This window comes from Pseudomonas sp. JAI115, assembly GCF_014200835.1.
In the GTDB taxonomy this organism is placed as follows: domain Bacteria; phylum Pseudomonadota; class Gammaproteobacteria; order Pseudomonadales; family Pseudomonadaceae; genus Aquipseudomonas; species Aquipseudomonas putida_A.
In genome coordinates this window covers 554,750-573,507 of the sequence record NZ_JACHCY010000001.1, presented here as the reverse complement: position 1 = coordinate 573,507, position 18,758 = coordinate 554,750, and the positions used below count along the sequence as shown (strand labels likewise).

The 18,758-nt window shown below is 61.8% G+C and carries 18 protein-coding genes; 5 read left to right on the top strand and 13 right to left on the bottom strand.

Annotated elements, in window-relative coordinates:
- Window positions 1–61 precede the first annotated feature (61 nt).
- The 4 genes from HDC30_RS02455 to HDC30_RS02440 form a co-directional block, all read right to left on the bottom strand.
- The gene (locus tag HDC30_RS02455; RefSeq protein ID WP_183780492.1) at window positions 62–1,606 is read right to left on the bottom strand and encodes a class I SAM-dependent methyltransferase; all 1,545 of its coding nucleotides are present in this window, start codon (window positions 1,604–1,606) and stop codon (window positions 62–64) included.
- Window positions 1,607–1,810: 204 nt separating this feature from the next.
- A complete protein-coding gene (locus HDC30_RS02450) occupies window positions 1,811–2,305 on the bottom strand; it encodes a PaaI family thioesterase (RefSeq protein WP_183780489.1) in 495 nt (164 codons plus the stop codon).
- Window positions 2,306–2,313: 8 nt separating this feature from the next.
- The gene (locus HDC30_RS02445; RefSeq protein ID WP_183780487.1) at window positions 2,314–3,471 is read right to left on the bottom strand and encodes a GGDEF domain-containing protein; all 1,158 of its coding nucleotides are present in this window, start codon (window positions 3,469–3,471) and stop codon (window positions 2,314–2,316) included.
- A gap of 103 nt (window positions 3,472–3,574) precedes the next feature.
- Window positions 3,575–3,823: a hypothetical protein gene (locus HDC30_RS02440; protein WP_047598324.1), complete on the bottom strand. Its 249-nt coding sequence runs from the start codon at window positions 3,821–3,823 to the stop codon at window positions 3,575–3,577.
- A 170-nt stretch (window positions 3,824–3,993) separates the two neighbouring features.
- Between HDC30_RS02440 and HDC30_RS02435 the strand changes: the two genes are divergently transcribed.
- The 3 genes from HDC30_RS02435 (at window position 3,994) to HDC30_RS02425 (ending at window position 6,231) form a co-directional block, all read left to right on the top strand.
- Window positions 3,994–4,638: a hypothetical protein gene (locus HDC30_RS02435; RefSeq protein ID WP_007960530.1), complete on the top strand. Its 645-nt coding sequence runs from the start codon at window positions 3,994–3,996 to the stop codon at window positions 4,636–4,638.
- Window positions 4,639–4,724: 86 nt separating this feature from the next.
- Window positions 4,725–5,066: a hypothetical protein gene (locus HDC30_RS02430; RefSeq protein WP_095136448.1), complete on the top strand. Its 342-nt coding sequence runs from the start codon at window positions 4,725–4,727 to the stop codon at window positions 5,064–5,066.
- Window positions 5,067–5,283: 217 nt separating this feature from the next.
- On the top strand, window positions 5,284–6,231 hold the full coding sequence (locus HDC30_RS02425; protein ID WP_183780484.1) for a helix-turn-helix domain-containing GNAT family N-acetyltransferase: 948 nt from the start codon (window positions 5,284–5,286) through the stop codon (window positions 6,229–6,231).
- A 3-nt stretch (window positions 6,232–6,234) separates the two neighbouring features.
- Here the strand turns inward: HDC30_RS02425 and HDC30_RS02420 are convergent, their stop codons facing one another.
- Window positions 6,235–7,131: a LysR family transcriptional regulator gene (locus HDC30_RS02420; RefSeq protein WP_177408971.1), complete on the bottom strand. Its 897-nt coding sequence runs from the start codon at window positions 7,129–7,131 to the stop codon at window positions 6,235–6,237.
- A gap of 168 nt (window positions 7,132–7,299) precedes the next feature.
- Between HDC30_RS02420 and HDC30_RS02415 the strand changes: the two genes are divergently transcribed.
- Window positions 7,300–8,310, top strand: a complete 1,011-nt coding sequence (locus tag HDC30_RS02415; protein WP_183780481.1) for an NAD(P)-dependent alcohol dehydrogenase — start codon at window positions 7,300–7,302, stop codon at window positions 8,308–8,310.
- Between the two features lie 27 nt (window positions 8,311–8,337).
- Here HDC30_RS02415 and HDC30_RS02410 read toward each other — a convergent pair whose 3' ends face one another.
- The 5 genes from HDC30_RS02410 to HDC30_RS02390 all read right to left on the bottom strand — a co-directional run bounded on the left by HDC30_RS02410 (window position 8,338) and on the right by HDC30_RS02390 (window position 14,468).
- The gene (locus HDC30_RS02410) at window positions 8,338–9,357 is read right to left on the bottom strand and encodes an XdhC family protein (RefSeq protein WP_096796419.1); all 1,020 of its coding nucleotides are present in this window, start codon (window positions 9,355–9,357) and stop codon (window positions 8,338–8,340) included.
- An 11-nt stretch (window positions 9,358–9,368) separates the two neighbouring features.
- Window positions 9,369–10,721: a cytochrome c gene (locus tag HDC30_RS02405; protein WP_183780478.1), complete on the bottom strand. Its 1,353-nt coding sequence runs from the start codon at window positions 10,719–10,721 to the stop codon at window positions 9,369–9,371.
- Window positions 10,722–10,738: 17 nt separating this feature from the next.
- Window positions 10,739–12,991 (bottom strand): xanthine dehydrogenase family protein molybdopterin-binding subunit, encoded by a 2,253-nt coding sequence (locus tag HDC30_RS02400; RefSeq protein WP_183780474.1) that lies wholly within the window; start codon window positions 12,989–12,991, stop codon window positions 10,739–10,741.
- Complete coding sequence (locus HDC30_RS02395; RefSeq protein WP_011333895.1) at window positions 12,991–13,446, bottom strand: (2Fe-2S)-binding protein; 456 nt, start codon at window positions 13,444–13,446, stop codon at window positions 12,991–12,993. The genes HDC30_RS02400 and HDC30_RS02395 overlap by 1 nt, the downstream gene beginning before the upstream one ends.
- An 89-nt stretch (window positions 13,447–13,535) precedes the next feature.
- The gene (locus tag HDC30_RS02390) at window positions 13,536–14,468 is read right to left on the bottom strand and encodes an AraC family transcriptional regulator (protein WP_183780471.1); all 933 of its coding nucleotides are present in this window, start codon (window positions 14,466–14,468) and stop codon (window positions 13,536–13,538) included.
- A gap of 243 nt (window positions 14,469–14,711) precedes the next feature.
- On the opposite strand from HDC30_RS02390, the gene HDC30_RS02385 reads away from it, so the two are divergent.
- The gene (locus tag HDC30_RS02385) at window positions 14,712–15,908 is read left to right on the top strand and encodes an MFS transporter (protein ID WP_183780468.1); all 1,197 of its coding nucleotides are present in this window, start codon (window positions 14,712–14,714) and stop codon (window positions 15,906–15,908) included.
- 14 nt (window positions 15,909–15,922) lie between these two features.
- Here HDC30_RS02385 and HDC30_RS02380 read toward each other — a convergent pair whose 3' ends face one another.
- The 3 genes from HDC30_RS02380 to HDC30_RS02370 all read right to left on the bottom strand — a co-directional run bounded on the left by HDC30_RS02380 (window position 15,923) and on the right by HDC30_RS02370 (window position 18,729).
- On the bottom strand, window positions 15,923–16,921 hold the full coding sequence (locus HDC30_RS02380; protein WP_183781317.1) for an NADP-dependent oxidoreductase: 999 nt from the start codon (window positions 16,919–16,921) through the stop codon (window positions 15,923–15,925).
- Between the two features lie 67 nt (window positions 16,922–16,988).
- Window positions 16,989–17,858, bottom strand: a complete 870-nt coding sequence (locus tag HDC30_RS02375) for an alpha/beta fold hydrolase (RefSeq protein ID WP_183780465.1) — start codon at window positions 17,856–17,858, stop codon at window positions 16,989–16,991.
- Window positions 17,859–17,940: 82 nt separating this feature from the next.
- Complete coding sequence (locus HDC30_RS02370; RefSeq protein ID WP_115989555.1) at window positions 17,941–18,729, bottom strand: SDR family oxidoreductase; 789 nt, start codon at window positions 18,727–18,729, stop codon at window positions 17,941–17,943.
- Between the last annotated feature and the right edge of the window lie 29 nt (window positions 18,730–18,758).

Here is an 18,758-nt window from a genome sequence, read left to right as displayed (position 1 = left end):
GCCATACACGCAGACGACTGGCCGCGTTCTATCGCGGTCAGTCGTCCGGCGTATATCTGGATCAAGCAATCTTCAGCGCCATGAGAATGTCCAGCGGTGTCTGGGCAAATGCCCGGGCCTGTTCGGTCATCTCGGCAAGGTTTTCTTCGGCCGTGAGCAGCGGCTGGTCACCCTTGTGCAGCACTTCGCCCTGATCACCGATGACGGCCCACGCCAACTGCGCCCAGTCTTGCGGGTCGGTCATGCCTTGCTTGATCGAAATCAGGAACAACTGCTGCACGCGGCTGATCGGTACGCCACCGCCGGTGACCGGACTGGCCAGCACCTGAATGTTGTTGTTGAACAGCGCGCGTTTGCACAGTTGCAGGTTGAGAGTGTCGCAATGTTCCTGCACCTGCCTTTCGGCGGCTTCGCTCTGGCACGGCGCGGCGACGCCCATGCCGATCAGCACGGTGACAGCCTGCACCAAGTCGTCGTAAGACACGGAGCCGACGGCCATCGACAACTGCTGCAGGGTTTTCGGTGCGTAGGCACTGGCAGCGAGCGCTTCGAGCACCGGGCTGTAAATCTCTGTTTGCAGCGCAGCCTCGCCGGCGGGACCAGTGACCGTGCCGGGAATGCTCTCAATCGCTTGCAGCAGGACAAAACGCGTTCTCAGCAGCCCATCGCGCTGCTCGGCGGCAGACAGCCGATTGGCGCCACGTACGTACAGATCCCGGCGGAAGTTCTGATTGATAAAGTAGTCGCGCGCCTGTTCGCGCATGATCGGGTGCTCGATACCTTGCAGAAAGTCCATGCCTTCTGCACTCAGATTCAGCGCAGCCACGGTGTCCAGCGGTACGGCCGTAGTGGCGTAGTCGAGTTTGGCTGCGGTCATGGCATCGACCACGTCGATGAAATACATGCAGTCCCAGTTGCGATTGAAATACTCATGGGCCACGTACTGACGGTTCTGGCCCTTGATGCTCTGCAACTGGGCACCGAGGGCCGGCGCCGCTCTGGCGTACTTCGGATTGGCCGCCAGCAGCGTTTCGGAAAACTCCATCGCGGCATTGATGCGTTTGGCCGGGCTGGTCGAGGTCTGGCTGGCAAAGCGATTGTGCAGGCTGAACAGATTGCGCAGTGGCGCCGAAGGCGACCAGCCCGGGAAGCAGTTGTAGCTGACGTACAACATGCCGCCGGGTTTGAGATGGCGGCGGGCGAACTCGACGATCAGTTGCTGATTGTCGCGGCTGACCCAGGACCAGATGCCATGCAGGCTGATGCTGTCGAACGCCGGCAGATCATCGCGGGCCAGCAGTTGCTCGAAGCTGTCGTCATACAGACGGGCCTGGCTGTTCCAGTCGTTCGCCAGTGCGATGGCATGCGCGGCCTGAGATGGCGTGAAGTCGGTGCCGACATAGTTGCCCGGGTTGGCGGCGGCGTGGATGTTGATCGAGACACCCTGGCCAAAGCCCAGCTCGCAGTGGTAACCGCCGCTGCCTTCCAGGGTGGCAAAACCGCGCAACAACAAACAAAAACGCTGGAACACCGGGTTGATTTCCCGGCTGTACGAATAGGTGTAACCCTCGTCGGTGAAATACCCTTCGTTCCAGGCATTGCTCATGGGTGCATCCTTCAATTCGCGAGTGAGAGCCGCTCTTATAAGGGGTTGGCAATGTGCACCACAAGCGGAAAAACATGTAAGTGAATCTTACGATTGCCGAGGCGTTTAGACGTCTGTCTGCCATCGCTGCTGTGGGTCGCAAATCGGTTATGCAGTCTTTCGGGCCAGCGCCCGGGTTAATTCGAGCACCATGCCCTGTAGGAGTCAGCGCCCGTGCGCCGCGTCCGCCAGTTGCCCGGTATCAACCCGCACGAACACCGAATCGCCCACCGCCGTCAGCACCTCCCCGGCATACACCTCGCAAATCACCCGCGTCTTGCGCCCGACGTCGCCTTCGACCCTGGCGCGCAAGGTAAGGGTGACGCCCATCGGTGTGGGTTTGATGAACTTGATGCCGAGGTTGCCGGTGACGCAGTCGATGCGCGGCAGGCTGCCCGGTGCACGCTGTTCGGCGCGGTAGTGGTAAGCCATCGCGGTCCAGTTGGAATGGCAGTCGACCAGCATTGCCAGCAGGCCTCCGTACACCAGGTCCGGCCAGCCGCAGTATTTGTCTTCCGGCAGGTGTTCGGCCATGACGTGCACGCCGTCCTCGTGCCAGTAGCTTTTGACGTGCAGGCCATGGGGGTTGCGGCTGCCGCAGCCGTAGCAGACGCCTTCGGGGGCGGCGAGGTCTTGCAGAGGCGTTTCGGAACGGGTCATGGGTCTGATCATCCTGAAGTGGTGAGCCCGGTCAGGCGCAGGCGGTTGCGCCCACCGCGCTTGGATTCGTAGAGCGCGGCGTCGCCTTGTTCGATCAATGCCGCAAGACTGGCCGGAGGCTGGTTGAACAGGGTGGCGCCGATACTCAGCGTCACCGGTTCGGCGGTGGGGAATGCCTGGGCGGCGCTGCGTTGAAACTGATCGCGCAGGGCATCGCCCAGTCTGACGATGTGATCACTCGGCGCGTTGCTCAGCAAAATCACGAACTCGTCGCCGCCCAAGCGAGCGGCCAGCGCTTCATCGGCGGTCTCGGCGCGGATCATTTCGCTCAGGGCCACCAGCAAACGGTCGCCGGCGCTGTGGCCGTACTGATCGTTGACCGATTTGAAGTTGTCGATATCGATCAATAGCAGGGCGCCGGGATGCGCCGCAGACACGTCCCGCAGCAGGCCCGGCGCGCGCATGTCTAGGGCGCGGCGGTTGTAGAGCGCGGTCAGTGGATCGCGGGCGGCCAGTCGGGCGATCTGCTCCTCGCGCCGGTAGCGTTCGGTGCCGGTCATCGACAGTGCGATCAACATGATCGCCATCGCCCCCTCGACCAGCGAGATCTGGATGATTACGCCACGGAATGCAGCCAGGTCGATCAGCGTGCCGGGGCTCACCACGGTCAGGGCCTTGGCCACATAGAAAATCCCATGCCCGAGCAGCACGTAGCGCAATTGCACCGCACCGACGCTCAGCGATTTGCCATGCGGGCGCAGCAGCAGGCTGGCCTTGAGCGTCGAGGCAGCGACCAGCAGCGAGTTGGCGGCGAGCATGACTTTCGACCATAGCGGCCCGTCCGGCAGCAACAGCATCACCAGCCAGCAGACGAAGATCAGGTACCAGGCCGGTGACAGGCGGATCTGCGTAAAGCGCGCCACCCCCAGCAGAAACAGGAAGTGCGCGGTCACCAGCAAGCCGTTGGCGAACCAGATGCCGATCAGCAAAAAGCCGTTGCTGCGCAGCAGGGCCAGGGTGGAACCGATGGTGATGGTGGCGAAACCGGCGCTCCAGAACAGCAGCGAAGGCTCACGAATGCTGCGCCACTCGACCGCCAGATACAGCGCGGCGGCGGCTGCGAGAGCGATCGAGATGGTCAGCATCGTTGGTGGGTCGAGCGGCATTTCCGGGGGAGCCTGTCAGAAGGTCGGTAAGGCCGCCGATTGTAAGCGTTCGGGGCCGTTTTGGCAGGCGCCGCATACGATCATCACCGACCGGCGTCCACGCTCATTCGTGAGGCGTGAGCCAAGTGTCGACGACCCGCCGATCCAGTTCTTCCCAGTACGCCATGCCCAGCACCCGGGTGGTGTTCAACCCGCGCAAATAGCCACGCAACTGATTGGCGGTATCGCGCTTGAGCTGCGCATCGGTGATGTCCTTGTCCAGCAACACGTTTTCGTACTGCACCAGGTATTCCGCCACCCGCTCGCGAAAGTCCTGCAAAACCGCGTCGCGGATCAGGTCAAAGGTTCTCAAATCGGCGTCCTCACTGTTGTTTTATTCATTGTGGATGAGTGTGTACCCGTCTTTATCGTCGGTAACTATCGCTAGAAGTAATAGTGACCATCACGAAACGCAAGTTCAGCTTTGCTGGCAATAGGCGGAAAATTGCCCTCATTGAAAACGCAGCTCAAGGAAATTGCGCGATGAAGACACTGACCCGACTGGCGCTGACCGCTCTGCTGATGAGCGGCATGGTAGCCACGGCACCGTCTTACGCCGACGACGCCTGTGCGTGTCATCTTCAGCCAATCGCCGGCAGCAGCGCGACTTTGCAGCATTCACAGACCGTGGGTGTGTTGTACAGCGAAAACACCCGGGAAAACCTGCAATACCTGACGCGCTACCACGACATGGCGCTGCACGGGGCCAAGGATGCACTGGATTCGCGAATCCGCGCCGCCTTTGTCAGCAGCTCCGACCCGGAACTGGCGATCGACTGGTTGCTCAGCTCGCTGCAACGCCAGTTCATGTCGGTGACCGTTTACGACAACCTCGATGCACTGATTCTGGCGCATCCGGACATCGTGGTGAAACTGGACACCTTCAACCGCTTGCTGACCCAGCAGAACAGTCTGTACGAGGCGCACTTTATCGCGCGTTTCTACGATGCCGACCTGCAGTACATCGGCAAGGCCGAGGGCTCGGTGGAGAAACAGATCCCGGCGGTCTGGGTCCACGACAAAGCGGCGCACGAGATTGCCGCGCAGATCGAGCAGCAACGTGACCTGCAACTCAATGCCTTGAAGCAGTTCGATGCCTCGCTCAAGGCGCTGGTGGCTTCCAGCTGAACACTCAAAACCAAAAGGGCAGCGGCGGCGCCGTGACGCTGAATCGCTGCCAGATGAACCGAACCTTTATTTTCAGGATGACCCCGATGCGTGCTTTGTTTGCCCCGACCCTGGCCGTTGCTTCCTTGCTGCTCGCCGGTTGCGCCTCCGCACCGAACGACCCGACGCTGACCTTGCAGACCAACAAGACTCCGGCGCAATACGCCGATTGCGTGGTGCCGAAGCTGCAGGGCAGTGCGCTGAACCCGACCGTTTCGCAGACCCAGCGCAGCTACCGGATCGTGGTGCCAAGCAAGGTGTCGGCAGACAACGTGCTGGAAGCCTACAAGGCCGGCAACGGCGGCAAGGTGTTCATCTACGAGCGCCACTTGCTGGCTTCGAACTTCCTGCCTTCCAGTTTTGAACGCGCCGCCCAGGACTGCATCTGACCCGGCTGCGCAACCCGTTTTAACCGAGCTCCTTTGGTTGGCCGCAACCAACCAATACTTTGCCCCGCACCTCATTCGGTTGCGGGGCTTTTTTTGTCTGACGTTTGCTGCTGTGACGACGCCGACAATCGACCGCTCGCCCGGAGTCGTCGGCTTCTTGCGCCGTCATATTGAAATATGGTTGTATGGTACAACTAAATTTCAGCGGTGATGTGTCATGAGTATCCCTTCAGCCTTGATCGAAGAAATCCGTACAGCGTCGCGCACGATGGTGCGTGAGTTCGGTTTCCTGCGCGCCACCTTGGCGGCGACCGATTATTCAGCCTCCGGCGTGCACGCATTGCTGGAAATCGAGGCCGGGGACGGCGTCAGCGCTGCGCAACTGGCGCAAAGCCTTGGCCTGGAAAAATCCAGTGTCAGCCGCATGGTCGGCAAACTGATCAAGGCCGGGGAGATCGAGGAGCGTGCTGCCGAGGACGCCCGGGTCAAGCATCTGCACCTGACGGCGCAGGGCCGGCAGACCGTCGCCGACATTCATGCCTATGGCCAGGCCCAGGTCAGCAAGGCATTGGACACGCTCAATCCGTCGCAACAACAGAGCGTGGCGCAGGGCCTGTCAACCTACGCGCATGCGCTCAAGACCATCCGTCTGGGCGCCGACCGGCCACTCACGCCGAACCTGCACATCAGCGCCGGCTATCGCCCCGGGCTGATCGGCCGCGTGGCGCAAATGCATGCGGATTATTATTCGCGGCATTCCGGTTTCGGCGCGATCTTTGAAAGCCGCGTCGCCCGTGAAACGGCGGAGTTTGTCGGGCGCCTCGATCAGCCCTGCAACCAGATCTGGGTAGCCACGCTTGATGAGCGCATCGTCGGCTCGATCGCAATCGACGGCCAGGATCTGGGCAACAATCAGGCGCATTTGCGCTGGTTCATCCTCGACGACGGCTGCCGCGGCAGTGGCGTGGGCCGGCAACTGCTGAGCGCGGCAGTGGAGTTTTGCGATCAGCAGGGTTTTGATGCGATCCAGCTCTGGACCTTCAAGGGCCTCGACGCCGCGCGCCGACTGTACGAAGCGGCCGGGTTTGAATTGACCATGGAAGAGCAGGGCAGTCAGTGGGGCAGCGTGGTGACGGAACAGCAATTCACCCGCCACCGGACGTGATCGCTACTGTTCCAGCCAATCAGGATAGATTTGCACAAAGTGCTGCTGCAGCCATTCGACAAATACCTGAACTTGCGCAGCCAGGTGCGTGCGGCTGGGGTACAGCAGTGATACCGGGCGCGGCGTGGGCCGATAGGCGCTGAGGATTTCCACCAGGGTGCCGCTGGCCAGATATTCGGCCACGGTGATGCCTGGCGCCTGAATGATTCCAAAGCCCGCTACGCCGCACTGCACGTAAGCATTCGACTCGGTGACGGTGATGCCGGCGTTGCTGATGAACGCGCGGTCTTTGCCTTTGACCGAGAAGTGCCAGGGCAATGTCCTGTTGTTTTGGCCGGAAAGAAAATTCACCCCGCGATGGGCATTCAGATCGTCGAGTGTCCGCGGTTCGCCGTGTTCCTGCAGATACTCGGGGGCTGCGCACGTGACCATGGTTGCCATGGCGATCGGGCGAGCGATCAAGGTCGAGTCCGGTAACTCGCCAATTCGTAACGCGCAGTCGATGCCTTCACCGATCAGGTCGACCGCCCGATCAGTCACGCCCAGCACCATGTCGATCCCGGGGAAGGCGCTGGTGAAGGTTTTCAGGTTTTTGATGAAGTCCAGTTGCGCGAACGCGGTCGGGATATCGACCCGAAGCCGGCCTTCGAGCGTTGCTCCGCTGCGGTCGAACATCGAAGTGGCGGCCGAGATATCCGCGAGAATTTCCTGCACTCGCTCATAGAACAGTTGGCCTTCGGTGGTGAGCGCGACTTTTCTGGTGGTGCGCTGAAACAGACGCACACCCAGGGATGTTTCCAGCTCCTGGATGTAACGGGTGACCTGGGGGCGCCCGATGTCCAGCGATTCGGCGGCTTTAGTGAAGCTGCCGAGCTCGGCAAGCCGAGCGAACAGTCGCATCGATTGCAGCAATTCCATGATCGGGACCTGACGGAATTCAATTGTTGCTTGAGGATAGAATAATCATGTGCCTTTTTGCGTATTTATTGCGCGAGCCCAACAGCGAAAGATGTGCCCAGGCAAACCCTTGGTGGTTTGCAGCCATTGATCCGTTTTTGGAGATTCGCAATGAAAGCCTGGTTACTGAAAGAGTTCGGCCTCGACAATCTGCACCTGGAAGAGACAGCGACCCCGCAACCACAGTCCGGCGAATTGCTGGTAAAGGTCGGCGCCGTGTCCCTCAATTTTCGCGACAAGGCGATCGTTGACGGCATCTACGAGCCGCACATGGTGCCCAAACCGTTGATTCCGGTGAGCGACGCAGCGGGCACCGTGGTCGCGGTGGGTGACGGCGTCAGCCGCTTCAAGGTCGGCGATCGGGTCAACTCGCATCTGTATTCCCGCTGGCTGGATGGCGAGCCGGGGCCGAATGAACCGGACTACTGCTTTGGTTCGCCGTTGCCCGGCGGATTGGCCGAATACATGATCATCCACGAAGACAGCGCCGTTGCCGCGCCGGACAACATGAGCGACGAAGAGGCGGCGACGTTGCCGATTGCTGCGCTCACGGCGTGGTACTCACTGGTCGACTTTGGACAGATCCAGCCCGGTCAGACCGTGCTGGTACAAGGCACGGGCGGGATGTCGATTTTTGCCGTGCAGATCGCCACGGCGCTGGGCGCCAAAGTGATCGCCACATCGAGTAGCGAGCACAATCTGCAAGCCGTGAAGGAACTGGGAGCGGTCGCGGGCGTGAACTACAGAACGACACCGAACTGGGCCGATGAAGTGTTGCGGCTGACTGACGGCAAAGGCGTGGATCTGCTGCTCGACGTGGCCGGTGGCAACGGCATCAATCAGTCGGTTGCAGCGACCAAGGCTTCCGGGCGCATTGCACAGATCGGCTTTTTGACCGGGCAGACCGTTGCACTCAATCTGATGCCGCTGATTTTCCGCCAGACCACCATTCGCGGTATCGCCGTGGCACCGCGCTCATCCTTCGACCGGATGAACGTCTTCCTCAACCAGCACAAGATTCGCCCGGTGATCGATCAGGTGTATCCGTTCGAGAACGCGCGCGAGGCGTACGAGCATCTGGCGAAGGGCGCGTTTGGCAAAGTGGTGATCAAAGTCGCCTGATATAGGCACAGGGCCAAGCAACGGGGCTCAATGCGATTGCGCCAGACCCTGTTGCGCCTTGGCTCTGGCAATCGAAAACGCCTTCGGCAGGCTGGCGCCATTCTTCGCGGCCAGGATCTCGGCCATCACGCTGACGGCGATCTCCGCCGGTGTCTTGCTGCCAATGTAGATACCGATTGGCCCGTGCAGCCGTTCGAGTGATGCCTGGGTCTCACCAAAATGCTCGATCAGACGTTCGCGGCGCAGTTGGCTGTTGCGCCGCGAACCAATGGCGCCGATGTAAAACGCCGGGCTGTGGAGGGCCTCGAGCAGTGCCAGATCGTCGAGTCGCGGATCATGGCTCAAGGCGACGATGCAGGTGCGCAGATCGACCGCGAAGTCGCGCACCACGTCATCCGGCATGCCAATGATCCGCTCCACACCGTTCACCGCCCAGGTTTCGATGTATTCCGCACGCGGGTCGCACACCGCGACCTTGAAGCCGTTGAACAGCGCCATGGTCGCTAGATACTCGGCCAGCGCGCCGGCGCCGATCATCAGCAGCCGATACCCCGGCCCGAGGGTATTGAGCATCCGGTGGCCGTCGAAACTGAATTGCTCCGGGGTGGCCGTGGTTTCCAGCGTGACGCGACCGCTGTCCAGTGCCAGGCAGCGGCGCACCAGTTGCCCGGCATCCAGTTGCACCAGCAGTTCGTCGAGCATCTGCCATGAGGGATTGAACTCAAGAATCAGCTCAAGCGTGCCGCCACAGGGCAAACCGAAACGATGCGCTTCGTCGGCACTGACGCCGTAGCGCACCACCTCGGGCGCACTGTCCTTGAGGCCGCTGCCGCCATGCGCGGTGGTGTAGCGCTGGATCAGGTCGTCCTCGATGCAGCCGCCGGACACGCTGCCCACCACGCGACCGTCGTTACGCAAGGCCATCATCGACCCTGTCGGGCGCGGCGAAGAGCCCCATGTGCGCGCCACCGTGGCGAGCAACACTTGCTCGCCGGCGGCGAGCCAGTCCCGCGCGGTGCGCAGGACCAGCAAGTCGATGCTTTCCATCAAACGTTCCTCTAACGCATTTGCAGGATGATCGGGCTGCTGCTGGCCGGATCCGTGCGTTCACGCAGTTTGTTGACCGCCTGCGCTTCAACGGCACCACCCTGATTGCCCCAGGTGCTGCGCATGAAGCTCAGCACTTCGGCGATCTCTTGATCCGATAACTGTTCACGGAATGCCGGCATGCGATAGGCGTCCGGTACTCCGGCGGCCACCACCCGCTGCGAACCGTTGAGGGTGATGTTGATCGCCGAGGCACTTTCCTTGGCCAGTGCCGACGTGGCGCCGGCCAGCGGCGGCATCCATTCTGACTGGCCCTTGCCGTCCAAACCGTGGCACGAAGCACAGCGCGTGACGTAGGTATGAGCACCGGGCGCGTCCAGACGTTCCGTCGCCGAAACCGTTTGGTACTGCCATGGCTGGCCGTCGCGCTGACGGTCCCCCGGCAATGACTTGAGATAGCGGGCGATCGCGGTCAGATCGTCATCGCTCATGAACTGCGTCGAGTTGTTGAACGCCTCGGTCATTGAGCCATAAACCACTGCATGTTTGTTACGCCCGGTCTTGAGGAACTGCACGATCTCCGGTTCGCTCCAGCGGCCCAGACCGGTGTTGTGGTCGTCACGCAGACTTGGCGCGTACCAGCCATCAAGCAAGGCGCCGGCGAGGTACGGCGTGGCGGATTCATCCAGAGCCTTCTCGTTGAACGCCAGACCGCGCGGCGTATGGCAACTGCCGCAGTGCCCGGCGCCTTGCACGAGATAAGCGCCGCGATTCCACACGTCATCCTGCGACGGTTTGGCCACGTAAGGTTCGGTATCGGCAAACACACCGTTCCACAACGCAATCGGCCAGCGCAGGTTCAACGGGAAAGGAATCGCACTCGGGATATTCACCTGCTTGACCGGTGCCACGCCTTTCATGAAAAACGCGTACAGCGCTCGCACATCGTCGTCACTGAGCTTGGCGTAGGACGGGTAGGGCATCGCCGGGTACAGACGACGGCTTTCAGGTGCCACGCCGTGGCGCACCGCACGGTCAAAGTCCGCGAGGCTGTAGCGGCCGATGCCGGTTTCCGGCTCCGGGGTGATGTTGGTCGCGTGGATCGCGCCCAGTGGTGTGGCCATTTCCAGGCCGCCAGCGAACGGCGCACCGCCCGGCACGCTGTGGCATGCCACGCAATCGCTGAGTCGGGCGACGTATTCGCCACGAGCGACCAGCGCCGGGTCGATATCGGCCACGGCGGTGTGGTTGTTTTCAAGGCGCGAGACAGGCTCGCGGGTGACATACCAGGCCAGCAGGCCTGCCGCGACCAGGCACGGCACTGCCAGCCAGCCAGCGGTTCTTGCGAATCGGCTGTTATTCATGGACGCTCCGGCGCTGATCAAGTGAAGGTGTGTCGGCTCATGGGCAGGCTGCGCACCCGTTGCCCGGTCAGCGTTGCCACCGCATTGGCGACGGCGGGCGCGACAGCGGGCAACGGTGGTTCGCCGATGCCGCCCATTTTTTCCCCGCTCTCGACAACACGCACGTGGACCCGGGCCATCCGCGCAGGCGGCAGGATCGGATACAAGTCGTAGTTGCGCGCGCGCGGTTTGCCATCAATCCACACGGCTTCCTCCACCAGGGTCTGCGACAGGCCCAGCGCCACCGCGCCATTGACCTGCGCTTCGACAATCGCCGGATTGACGATGCTGCCGGGGTCGATCGCCTGCCAGATGTCGTGCACCTTGACCTGACCGCTCTCGATGGAGACCTCGGCGATCACCGCCGTCTGGGTACCGAACGGCGAAGCCATCGCCACGCCTCGCGCACGTTTGCTGCCGTCCGTCGCGATGAACGGCCCACGCTTCCAGCCACCCGACAGCTCGCCCACCGCTTGCAGCAGCGTGGTCAGTCGTTGGTTGTCGCGCAGCAGATGCAGGCGCAATTCGAACGGGTCCTTGCCGCCCTTGTCAGCCAGTTCGTCAAGGAACGATTCATAGAAGAAGTCGTTGAGCGAATTGCCCACCGAACGCCAATAACCAAGCATCGCCGGGCCTTTGGCGTAGATCTGCGCGATGCGCTTGTTGGGGATCGCATAGGACTTGCCCGACAAGCCTTCAAGCGCCGTCGGGTCGAGTTTTTCACCCTGTTTGCCGGCCAGCGCCTCGGTCGGGCCTTCGGTGGCGCTGATTGCTTCGATCGCCAGCGGCCAGCCGTCGTTGTCCAGCGCGGCGCGGAAATTCACGGCGGCTACGGGACGCAGCACGTCGCGCAGAAACTCTTCCTCGCGGCTCCAGATCAGTTTGACCGGGCGGCCAACCGCTTTCGATAACTCGATCGCCTGCGGGTAGGGACTGGCGGCGTCGTAAAGGAAATGCCGACCGAAGAAGCCCCCGAGCAATGGCGAATGCAAGGTGATGCGCGACGGATCCAGCCCGGTGCGTTTGGCGATGTCGGCACGGAACATGTCCGGCGCCTGATTCGGCAGCCAGACTTCCAGCGAACCGTCGGGATTGAATCGGGCCAGCGCCGACGGCGGCTCCAACTGGCCGTGGTTCAGGTACTGGTTGTGGTAAGTAGCGTCAATCCGGGTCTTGGCGCTGGCCAGAACTGCAGCCACGTCGCCCTCATTTTCATCATCCCTGGCCGGGCCTTTGTCGTCAGCCAGACGCTTGAGCCAGGCGTCGCTGGAAAAATCCGCAGGCATCGAGCGTACCTGGCTGTCGGCCGTTGGCTCTTGCCAGTCGACCTGTATTGCTTCCACTGCACGTTTGGCGTGCCACCAACGCTCGGCGACCACCGCCACGGCCCCCGGCAGACGATGCACGGAATGCACGCCTTTCATCGCCTTGACCTGTTCTTCGTTGCGCAGGTTGCCCACGGTCATGCCCAAACGCGGGGCATGCTGAACGGCGGCGTGGAGCATGTCGTCGACCTTCAGGTCGATGCTGTAGAGCGCCTTGCCGGTGGACTTGTCGTAGGCATCGACGCGCTTCACCGGTTTGCCGATCCAGCGGAACTGGCTCGGATCACGCAACTGCACCGAGGCCGGATCGGGAACCGGCAGATCCATGGCGTGCTCGGCCAGTTCGCCGTAGGCCACCGAACGCCCGGACTTGGCGTGCACGACTTTGCCGGGTTCGGTGCTCAGTTCGCTGACCGGCACCCCAAGTTTCTGCGCACCGGCCTGCAGCAGCATGGCGCGGGCGAGGGCGCCGAGGCGGCGCATCACCGGGTAACTCATGCGCACCGACATGCTGCCGCCGGTGATGCGCATACCGTTCTCCATCACCACATAGGCTTCGCCGGGCGGCGCGGCTTCGACCAGGAATGTCGACGGGTCGGCATCCAGTTCTTCACCGACGATCTGCGCCATCGCGGTGAACGTACCTTGTCCGCCTTCCATGAACGGGCAGAGCAGGCGCACGCGGTTGTCCGGGCGAATTTCCAGAAACGCCGGCACCTGCGTGCCGCGCTCGGCAGTCGCGGCCGCCACTGCGGCTTGCACCCGAGTCGTGCCCAGCGGCAGGCCGAAACCGAGCACCAGTGCGCCGACAGCGGTGCCGGCCAGGAAACGTCTGCGCGACACGTTGATTGGTTCGTGCAGAGCCAGTGCTGATGCTTCCTGAGCAGGATCGATACGCACGTTCATCAGGCGTCTCCCTTGCCGGCCAGTTCATGCACGGCGGCATGAATGGCGTTGTACGTGCCGCAGCGGCACAAGTTGACCATCGCCGCCTCGATCTGCGCATCACTTGGTTTGGGGTTCTGCTTGAGCAGTGCCGTGGCGGCCATCACCTGCCCGGACTGGCAGTAGCCACATTGGGCGACCTGCAGATCAACCCAGGTCGAGACCACCCGTTTGCCCACTTCATCGGCCTCGATCGCCTCAATGGTGGTGACCTCGCGGCCGACCACACCGGCCACTGGCGTGACGCAAGAGCGCACCACGTTGCCGTCCACCAGCACGGAGCAGGCGCCGCACTGCGCCAATCCACAGCCGTACTTGGTGCCGGTCATGCCCAGATCATCGCGGATCACCCACAGCAGGGGCGTATCGGCGTCGGCATCGACCTGATAGGTTTTCTGGTTGATTCGTAGTTCCATGGTTCACCCGCTCGATCATCGGTTGACGTGCATTTTTATAAACGGTGAAACGCTGCGAGGCGCCTCACCGGTAAAGCGTGTTCTTTTGCTCAACTGGCCGTATTGCCCAGCGCTTCTGCGGCGAAGGGGTCGCCACGCAGCAGCGCGATATCACGACTGGGTGCGGTGCCATACAGGCGCGCGTATTCGCGGCTGAACTGCGAGGGACTTTCATAGCCGACCGCAAACGCCGCTCGCGAAACGTCCAGACGCTCCATCAACATCAGCCGGCGCGCCTCGTTCAATCGCAGCCATTTCTGGTACTGCAGCGGACTCATGCCGGTGAGTTGGCGGAAGTGATGGTGAAAGGTCGGTGCGCTCATCTGCACCCGCGCCGCCAGCTCATCGATGCGCAGCGCCGCGGTGTAGTTGACCTTGAGCCAGTCGATGGCTTTGGCGATGCGATAACCCTGGCCATCGACGGCCGTGATCTGCCGCAGCCGCGCGCCTTGATCGGTATGGAGCAGCCGATAGTGGATTTCCCGCAGCACCAGCGGCGCCAACACCGGGATCGCCTCAGGCTCGTCGAGCAATGTCAGCAGGCGCTCGAGCGCGCCTTCCAGAGCGGAAGACATGTTGCCAATGCCAGCGCCGGTGTTCGTCGACGGCTGCCGTTTCGCAGGCAAGCCACCTTTGCTGAGGATCTCGGCGAGCATGCCGACATCCAGTCTCAGCACCAGCCCGACACAGGGCTGTTCGGGGCTGGCGAGCATTACTTCGGAATTGGCGGGCAGATCCAGCGAGGTGACCAGAAACCGCGAAGGGTCGTAGCGGTAACCCTCACCGCCGACCCACAAGCGCTTTTCCCCACGGCCCACCAGAATCAGGCTCGGCTCGATCATGCACACGGCCGGTGGCGCCGGCTGATCGCGACGAAACAGCGACAGGCCGGGTATCGACGTGGCGAAGTCGCCCGCTACGCTCACGCGCGAGTCAATGTTCAACGCCAAAGGTGATTGGTGGCGCAGCGGGGTAGGGATCATGTCGGGCAACTCCTGTTGAACGAACTCTAATCCGCTGCACAGGCGATTCCTATACACCACCCTGCATCCTCAGAGGATCAGGCAAGCATTCAAGAGGAATGCACTAGGGCAGAGGTGAATCGACCGGGAGAATGTGTCAAACCATTACGGGATTGACGCGATTCGACGATGCGATCCCGGCACTGTGAAAAACAGTGCGTCCGGGCAATCGCCCGGACGCCTCTCGCAATACAGGTAGTTTCAATGACTTCTCTTTCTACAGAACAACGCGGCTGGAGCGCGGTGCTGGCCATGTCGTTGGCCGCTTTCGCTTTAGTCGCTTCAGAATTCATGCCGGTCAGCCTGCTGACGCCGATTGCCGCCGAACTGCACATCACCGAGGGCCAGGCCGGGCAGGGGATTTCCGTGTCCGGAGCATTCGCCTTGGTGACCAGCCTGGTGATTGCAGCGGTCGCCGCTCGTGTCGAGCGCAAGAAGCTGTTGCTGGGTCTGACCTTGCTGATGATCGTTTCGGGTACGGTGGTCGCGTTCGCGCCGGGCTATCCGTCGTTCATGTTCGGGCGGGCCCTGATCGGCATCGCCATTGGCGGTTTCTGGTCGTTGTCGGCGGCAACCGCGATGCGTCTGGTGCAGCCTGACCAAGTGTCCCGGGCACTGGCCATTGTCAACGGCGGCAACGCGCTGGCGACGGTAATCGCCGCTCCGGCAGGGAGTTTTCTCGGCGCGTTGATAGGCTGGCGCGGCGCGTTCTTCTGTGTGGTGCCGGTCGCCGCGCTGGCGGCCGTGTGGCTGCTGATCAGTCTGCCGTCCTTCAAGCTTGAGCGTCAGGCCGGTAGCGGCAACGCCCTGCGGCTGATGAAGCAATGGCCGGTCGCCTTGGGGATGGTCGCTGTCAGCGTCTTTTTCATGGGGCAGTTCATGCTGTTCACCTACCTGCGGCCCTTTCTGGAGGGGGTCACCGGAGTCAGCGTTGCAACCCTGTCGTTGATGCTGCTGGGGCTGGGGCTTGCCGGTTTTATCGGGACCTTTGTGATCGAAAGATTCCTCGGCACCGGCCTGTACCGCACGCTGACAGTTATCCCGCTGATAATGGCGGTCATTGCACTGGCGCTGGTCAACTTCGGTGCTTCGCCGTTGCTGACTGCGGTGCTGCTCGGACTCTGGGGACTGGTCGCCACGGCGGCCCCCGTGGGCTGGTGGACATGGCTGGCGCAGACGCTGCCGGAGGATGCCGAAGCCGGCGGAGGCTTGCTCGTGGCCATCGTGCAACTGGCCATCGCCGCAGGGGCCATCGTCGGTGGACTGGCGTTTGATCTGAGCGGTTATAAAGCCACCTTCGAACTTAGCGCGGCGGTGTTGGTGATTGCGTCGGTGCTCGCCTGGTGCGCCGGTCGCAGTGCGACTGAAGTTCATCTGGTCGAGTCGAACGCGGCCGGCTGACGAGGGACACGTTGTCATTTGAGCGTAACGACGACCTTGCCCTTGGCGCGCCCCTGCTCGACGTACTTCAACGCCTCTGCCGTCGAGGCAAACGAGAAGCTGCGGTCAATCACCGGTCGGATGATTGCCTCCTCGACCAGCGTGGCAATTTTTTGCAGTTGTGCACCATTGGCCCGCATGAAGACGAACGTGTAGTTGACCGCCTGCTTGCGCGCCTTGCGCCGGATACCGAAGCTCAACAGGCGCATGACCTGTTGCAATGGCCAGGACAAGCCTTGTTCTTGTGCGAACTGTGCAGTGGGCGGTCCCGAGATGGAAATGAGCTGGCCGCCGGGCTTCAGGACCTTGAGTGATTTTTGCAATACGTCCGCGCCGAGGCTGTTCAACACCACGTCGTAGTCGTGCAGGACGCTTTCGAAGTCTTGCTGCTTGTAGTCGATGACCAGATCGGCCCCCAGTGCCTTGACCCATTCGACGTTCGCGGTGCTGGTGGTCGTGGCGACGAAGGCGCCGAGGTGTCTGGCCAACTGGATGGCAATGCTGCCAACACCACCGGAGCCTGCGTGAATCAGTACTTTCTGACCTTTTTTCAGTTGTGCGGTTTCGACCAGTACTTGCCACGCTGTCAACGCGACCAAAGGCAGGGACGCGGCTTGTGCCATGCTGGTATTGGCGGGTTTTCGGGCGACCGCGTTTTCGTCCACGGCGATCCATTCGGCGAACGTTCCGATCCGCGTTTCCGGTGGGCGAGCGTAAACCTCGTCCCCCGGTTTGAACTGCGTCACCTGTGAGCCAACCTCAACCACCGCACCCGCCAGATCATTGCCCAGTATCAGCGGTAATGCATAGGGCAGAATCAGCTTGAACTCGCCACTGCTGATCTTCGAATCCAGCACATTGACGCTGCTGGCGTGTACCTCGATCAAGACGTCACGGGCACCCACCACTGGGGCAGGCGCTTCGCCGATGCGCCCGGTGTTCTTTCCATAGCGATCAATCAGAAATGCTTTCATCGTAGTGCGGCTCTTGACGGTTGTAAGGAGGGTAGCTGGCGCGTTGCGGTGCTGCTGCGCCGTGTCGTCAGGCGTCGAGGAATGCCTGGGCCTTGGCGACAAAATCAACGCAGTGCTGGAAAATGCCGCCGTGGCCGGCATCCTCATAAATCACCAGTTGTGCGTTGGGAATACGCTTGGCCAGCGCCATCGAGTTGACGCTGGGCACCATGATGTCGCTGTCGCCGTTAACGATAAGCGTGGGTATGCGCAAGCGTCCGAGGTCTTGCGGCGGTTGTTGGCCCCACGCGGTGATCGCTTTCAACTGGCGCAGAAAAGCGCTCGGTGTCGGGCCTTTGTCGCGATTGTTTTTGCGTGCTTTCAGGCGTTGCAGATACTGCGCGGCAGATCGATGGCCATTGGCTGTCGAGGTGAAGAACAGGTAGACCTTGGGATCGCGCAAGGTCAGCAAGCCTTTGAGGATCAATGGCCACGTCACCGAACCGACCTTGTCGATACCGCTGCCACCGGCCGGACCGGTACCGGTCAGAATCAAGCGACGCACCCGATCAGGCGCCTTCAGGACGATGTCCTGAGCAACGAAGCCGCCGAGCGAGAATCCCAGTACATCAACGGTTTCCAACCCCAGCGCCCGGATCAACTGAATGGCATCGTCAGCCATTTCACCGACAGTCAGTGGCGCGGTTCCACCAGAGCCGCCAATACCGCGATAGTCAGTGGTAATGACCCGTCGGGTTTGTGCCAGTCCATCAATGATCGCGGGATCGAAGTTGTCCAGCACAGCGCCCCAATGGTTGAACAGCACCAGAGGGACGCCGATAGCAGGGCCGATGTCGCGGTAAGCGAAGCGCACGCCGTTGACCGTGATCGACTGGTTCGCCGCGTTGCTGAATGGCGTCGACGCGCCAGTGTGGTTATTTGCCAGGGTTTGATTCATTTCTGCTCCGGATCGCGGGCCGGATTCGAAGCAGTGACTTGCGCCTGCATCGAATCCGCCGCGCGTGTTCGCTACCAGACAATCACTGTGGGTCCAGGTAGCGCTGGGCAACCGCAGACTGACGGATTTGCCCGATCAGGCCCTGACGTGCGCCTTGCAGATCATCCCAGCGTTGCGCTTCGTGCAGCGGCGGGATGGTTACCGGTTCGCGGCGATCGAAACCGACCAGAGCGGCATCCACCAGATCGCCCACTTCCATGATGTCGCTCAAGGTGTTGATGTCGATGCCGGAGCGATCCCAGATCTCCGTACGGGTGGCGGCGGGGAGTACGGCTTGCACGTAGACGCCCTGAGGTGACAGTTCCAGGCTCAGTCCCTGGGACAGGAACAGGACGAAGGCCTTGGTCGCACCGTAGACGGTCATGCCGAACTCCGGTGCCAGACCCACCACCGAACCGATGTTGATGATCGCGCCGTCACCGGCTTTGACCAGTCGTGGAGCGATGGCGCTGGCCAGGCGCACCAGTGCGGTGGTGTTGAGGGCGACGAGTTGCGCAACGCTGTCGGTGCTTTGGTCGATGAAGTTACCGGAGAGGGCGGCGCCGGCGTTATTGACGAGGATGCCGATACGGGCGTCCTCGCGCAGGCGGTTTTCAACGGTGCTCAGATCAGCGAGTTGGGTCAGGTCCGCCGGGATCACATCGACGGAGACGTCGTGTTCGCTGCGCAAACGAGCTGCAAGTGCGTCCAGGCGTGCCTGGTCGCGGGCGACCAGAACCAGGTCATGGCCGCGTTGCGCGAAGCGCTCGGCGTAGACCGCGCCAATGCCGGTGGAGGCGCCAGTGATCAGAACAGTAGGGCGAGTGCTCATGGGGGATCTCTCTTTCAGGGTGTGAGAAA

Excerpts from the sequence above, each read along its gene's own strand:
- HDC30_RS02425 (WP_183780484.1), top strand. The coding sequence starts at position 5,284 with ATGAGTATCCCTTCAGCCTTGATCGAAGAAATCCGTACAGCGTCGCGC.
- HDC30_RS02445 (WP_183780487.1), bottom strand. The coding sequence starts at position 3,471 with ATGCCGCTCGACCCACCAACGATGCTGACCATCTCGATCGCTCTCGCA.
- HDC30_RS02415 (WP_183780481.1), top strand. The coding sequence starts at position 7,300 with ATGAAAGCCTGGTTACTGAAAGAGTTCGGCCTCGACAATCTGCACCTG.
- HDC30_RS02400 (WP_183780474.1), bottom strand. The coding sequence starts at position 12,991 with ATGAACGTGCGTATCGATCCTGCTCAGGAAGCATCAGCACTGGCTCTG.
- HDC30_RS02450 (WP_183780489.1), bottom strand. The coding sequence starts at position 2,305 with ATGACCCGTTCCGAAACGCCTCTGCAAGACCTCGCCGCCCCCGAAGGC.
- HDC30_RS02430 (WP_095136448.1), top strand. The coding sequence starts at position 4,725 with ATGCGTGCTTTGTTTGCCCCGACCCTGGCCGTTGCTTCCTTGCTGCTC.
- HDC30_RS02420 (WP_177408971.1), bottom strand. The coding sequence starts at position 7,131 with ATGCGACTGTTCGCTCGGCTTGCCGAGCTCGGCAGCTTCACTAAAGCC.
- HDC30_RS02405 (WP_183780478.1), bottom strand. The coding sequence starts at position 10,721 with ATGAATAACAGCCGATTCGCAAGAACCGCTGGCTGGCTGGCAGTGCCG.
- HDC30_RS02385 (WP_183780468.1), top strand. The coding sequence starts at position 14,712 with ATGACTTCTCTTTCTACAGAACAACGCGGCTGGAGCGCGGTGCTGGCC.
- HDC30_RS02435 (WP_007960530.1), top strand. The coding sequence starts at position 3,994 with ATGAAGACACTGACCCGACTGGCGCTGACCGCTCTGCTGATGAGCGGC.
- HDC30_RS02410 (WP_096796419.1), bottom strand. The coding sequence starts at position 9,357 with ATGGAAAGCATCGACTTGCTGGTCCTGCGCACCGCGCGGGACTGGCTC.
- HDC30_RS02455 (WP_183780492.1), bottom strand. The coding sequence starts at position 1,606 with ATGAGCAATGCCTGGAACGAAGGGTATTTCACCGACGAGGGTTACACC.
- HDC30_RS02380 (WP_183781317.1), bottom strand. The coding sequence starts at position 16,921 with ATGAAAGCATTTCTGATTGATCGCTATGGAAAGAACACCGGGCGCATC.
- HDC30_RS02375 (WP_183780465.1), bottom strand. The coding sequence starts at position 17,858 with ATGAATCAAACCCTGGCAAATAACCACACTGGCGCGTCGACGCCATTC.
- HDC30_RS02390 (WP_183780471.1), bottom strand. The coding sequence starts at position 14,468 with ATGATCCCTACCCCGCTGCGCCACCAATCACCTTTGGCGTTGAACATT.
- HDC30_RS02395 (WP_011333895.1), bottom strand. The coding sequence starts at position 13,446 with ATGGAACTACGAATCAACCAGAAAACCTATCAGGTCGATGCCGACGCC.
- HDC30_RS02370 (WP_115989555.1), bottom strand. The coding sequence starts at position 18,729 with ATGAGCACTCGCCCTACTGTTCTGATCACTGGCGCCTCCACCGGCATT.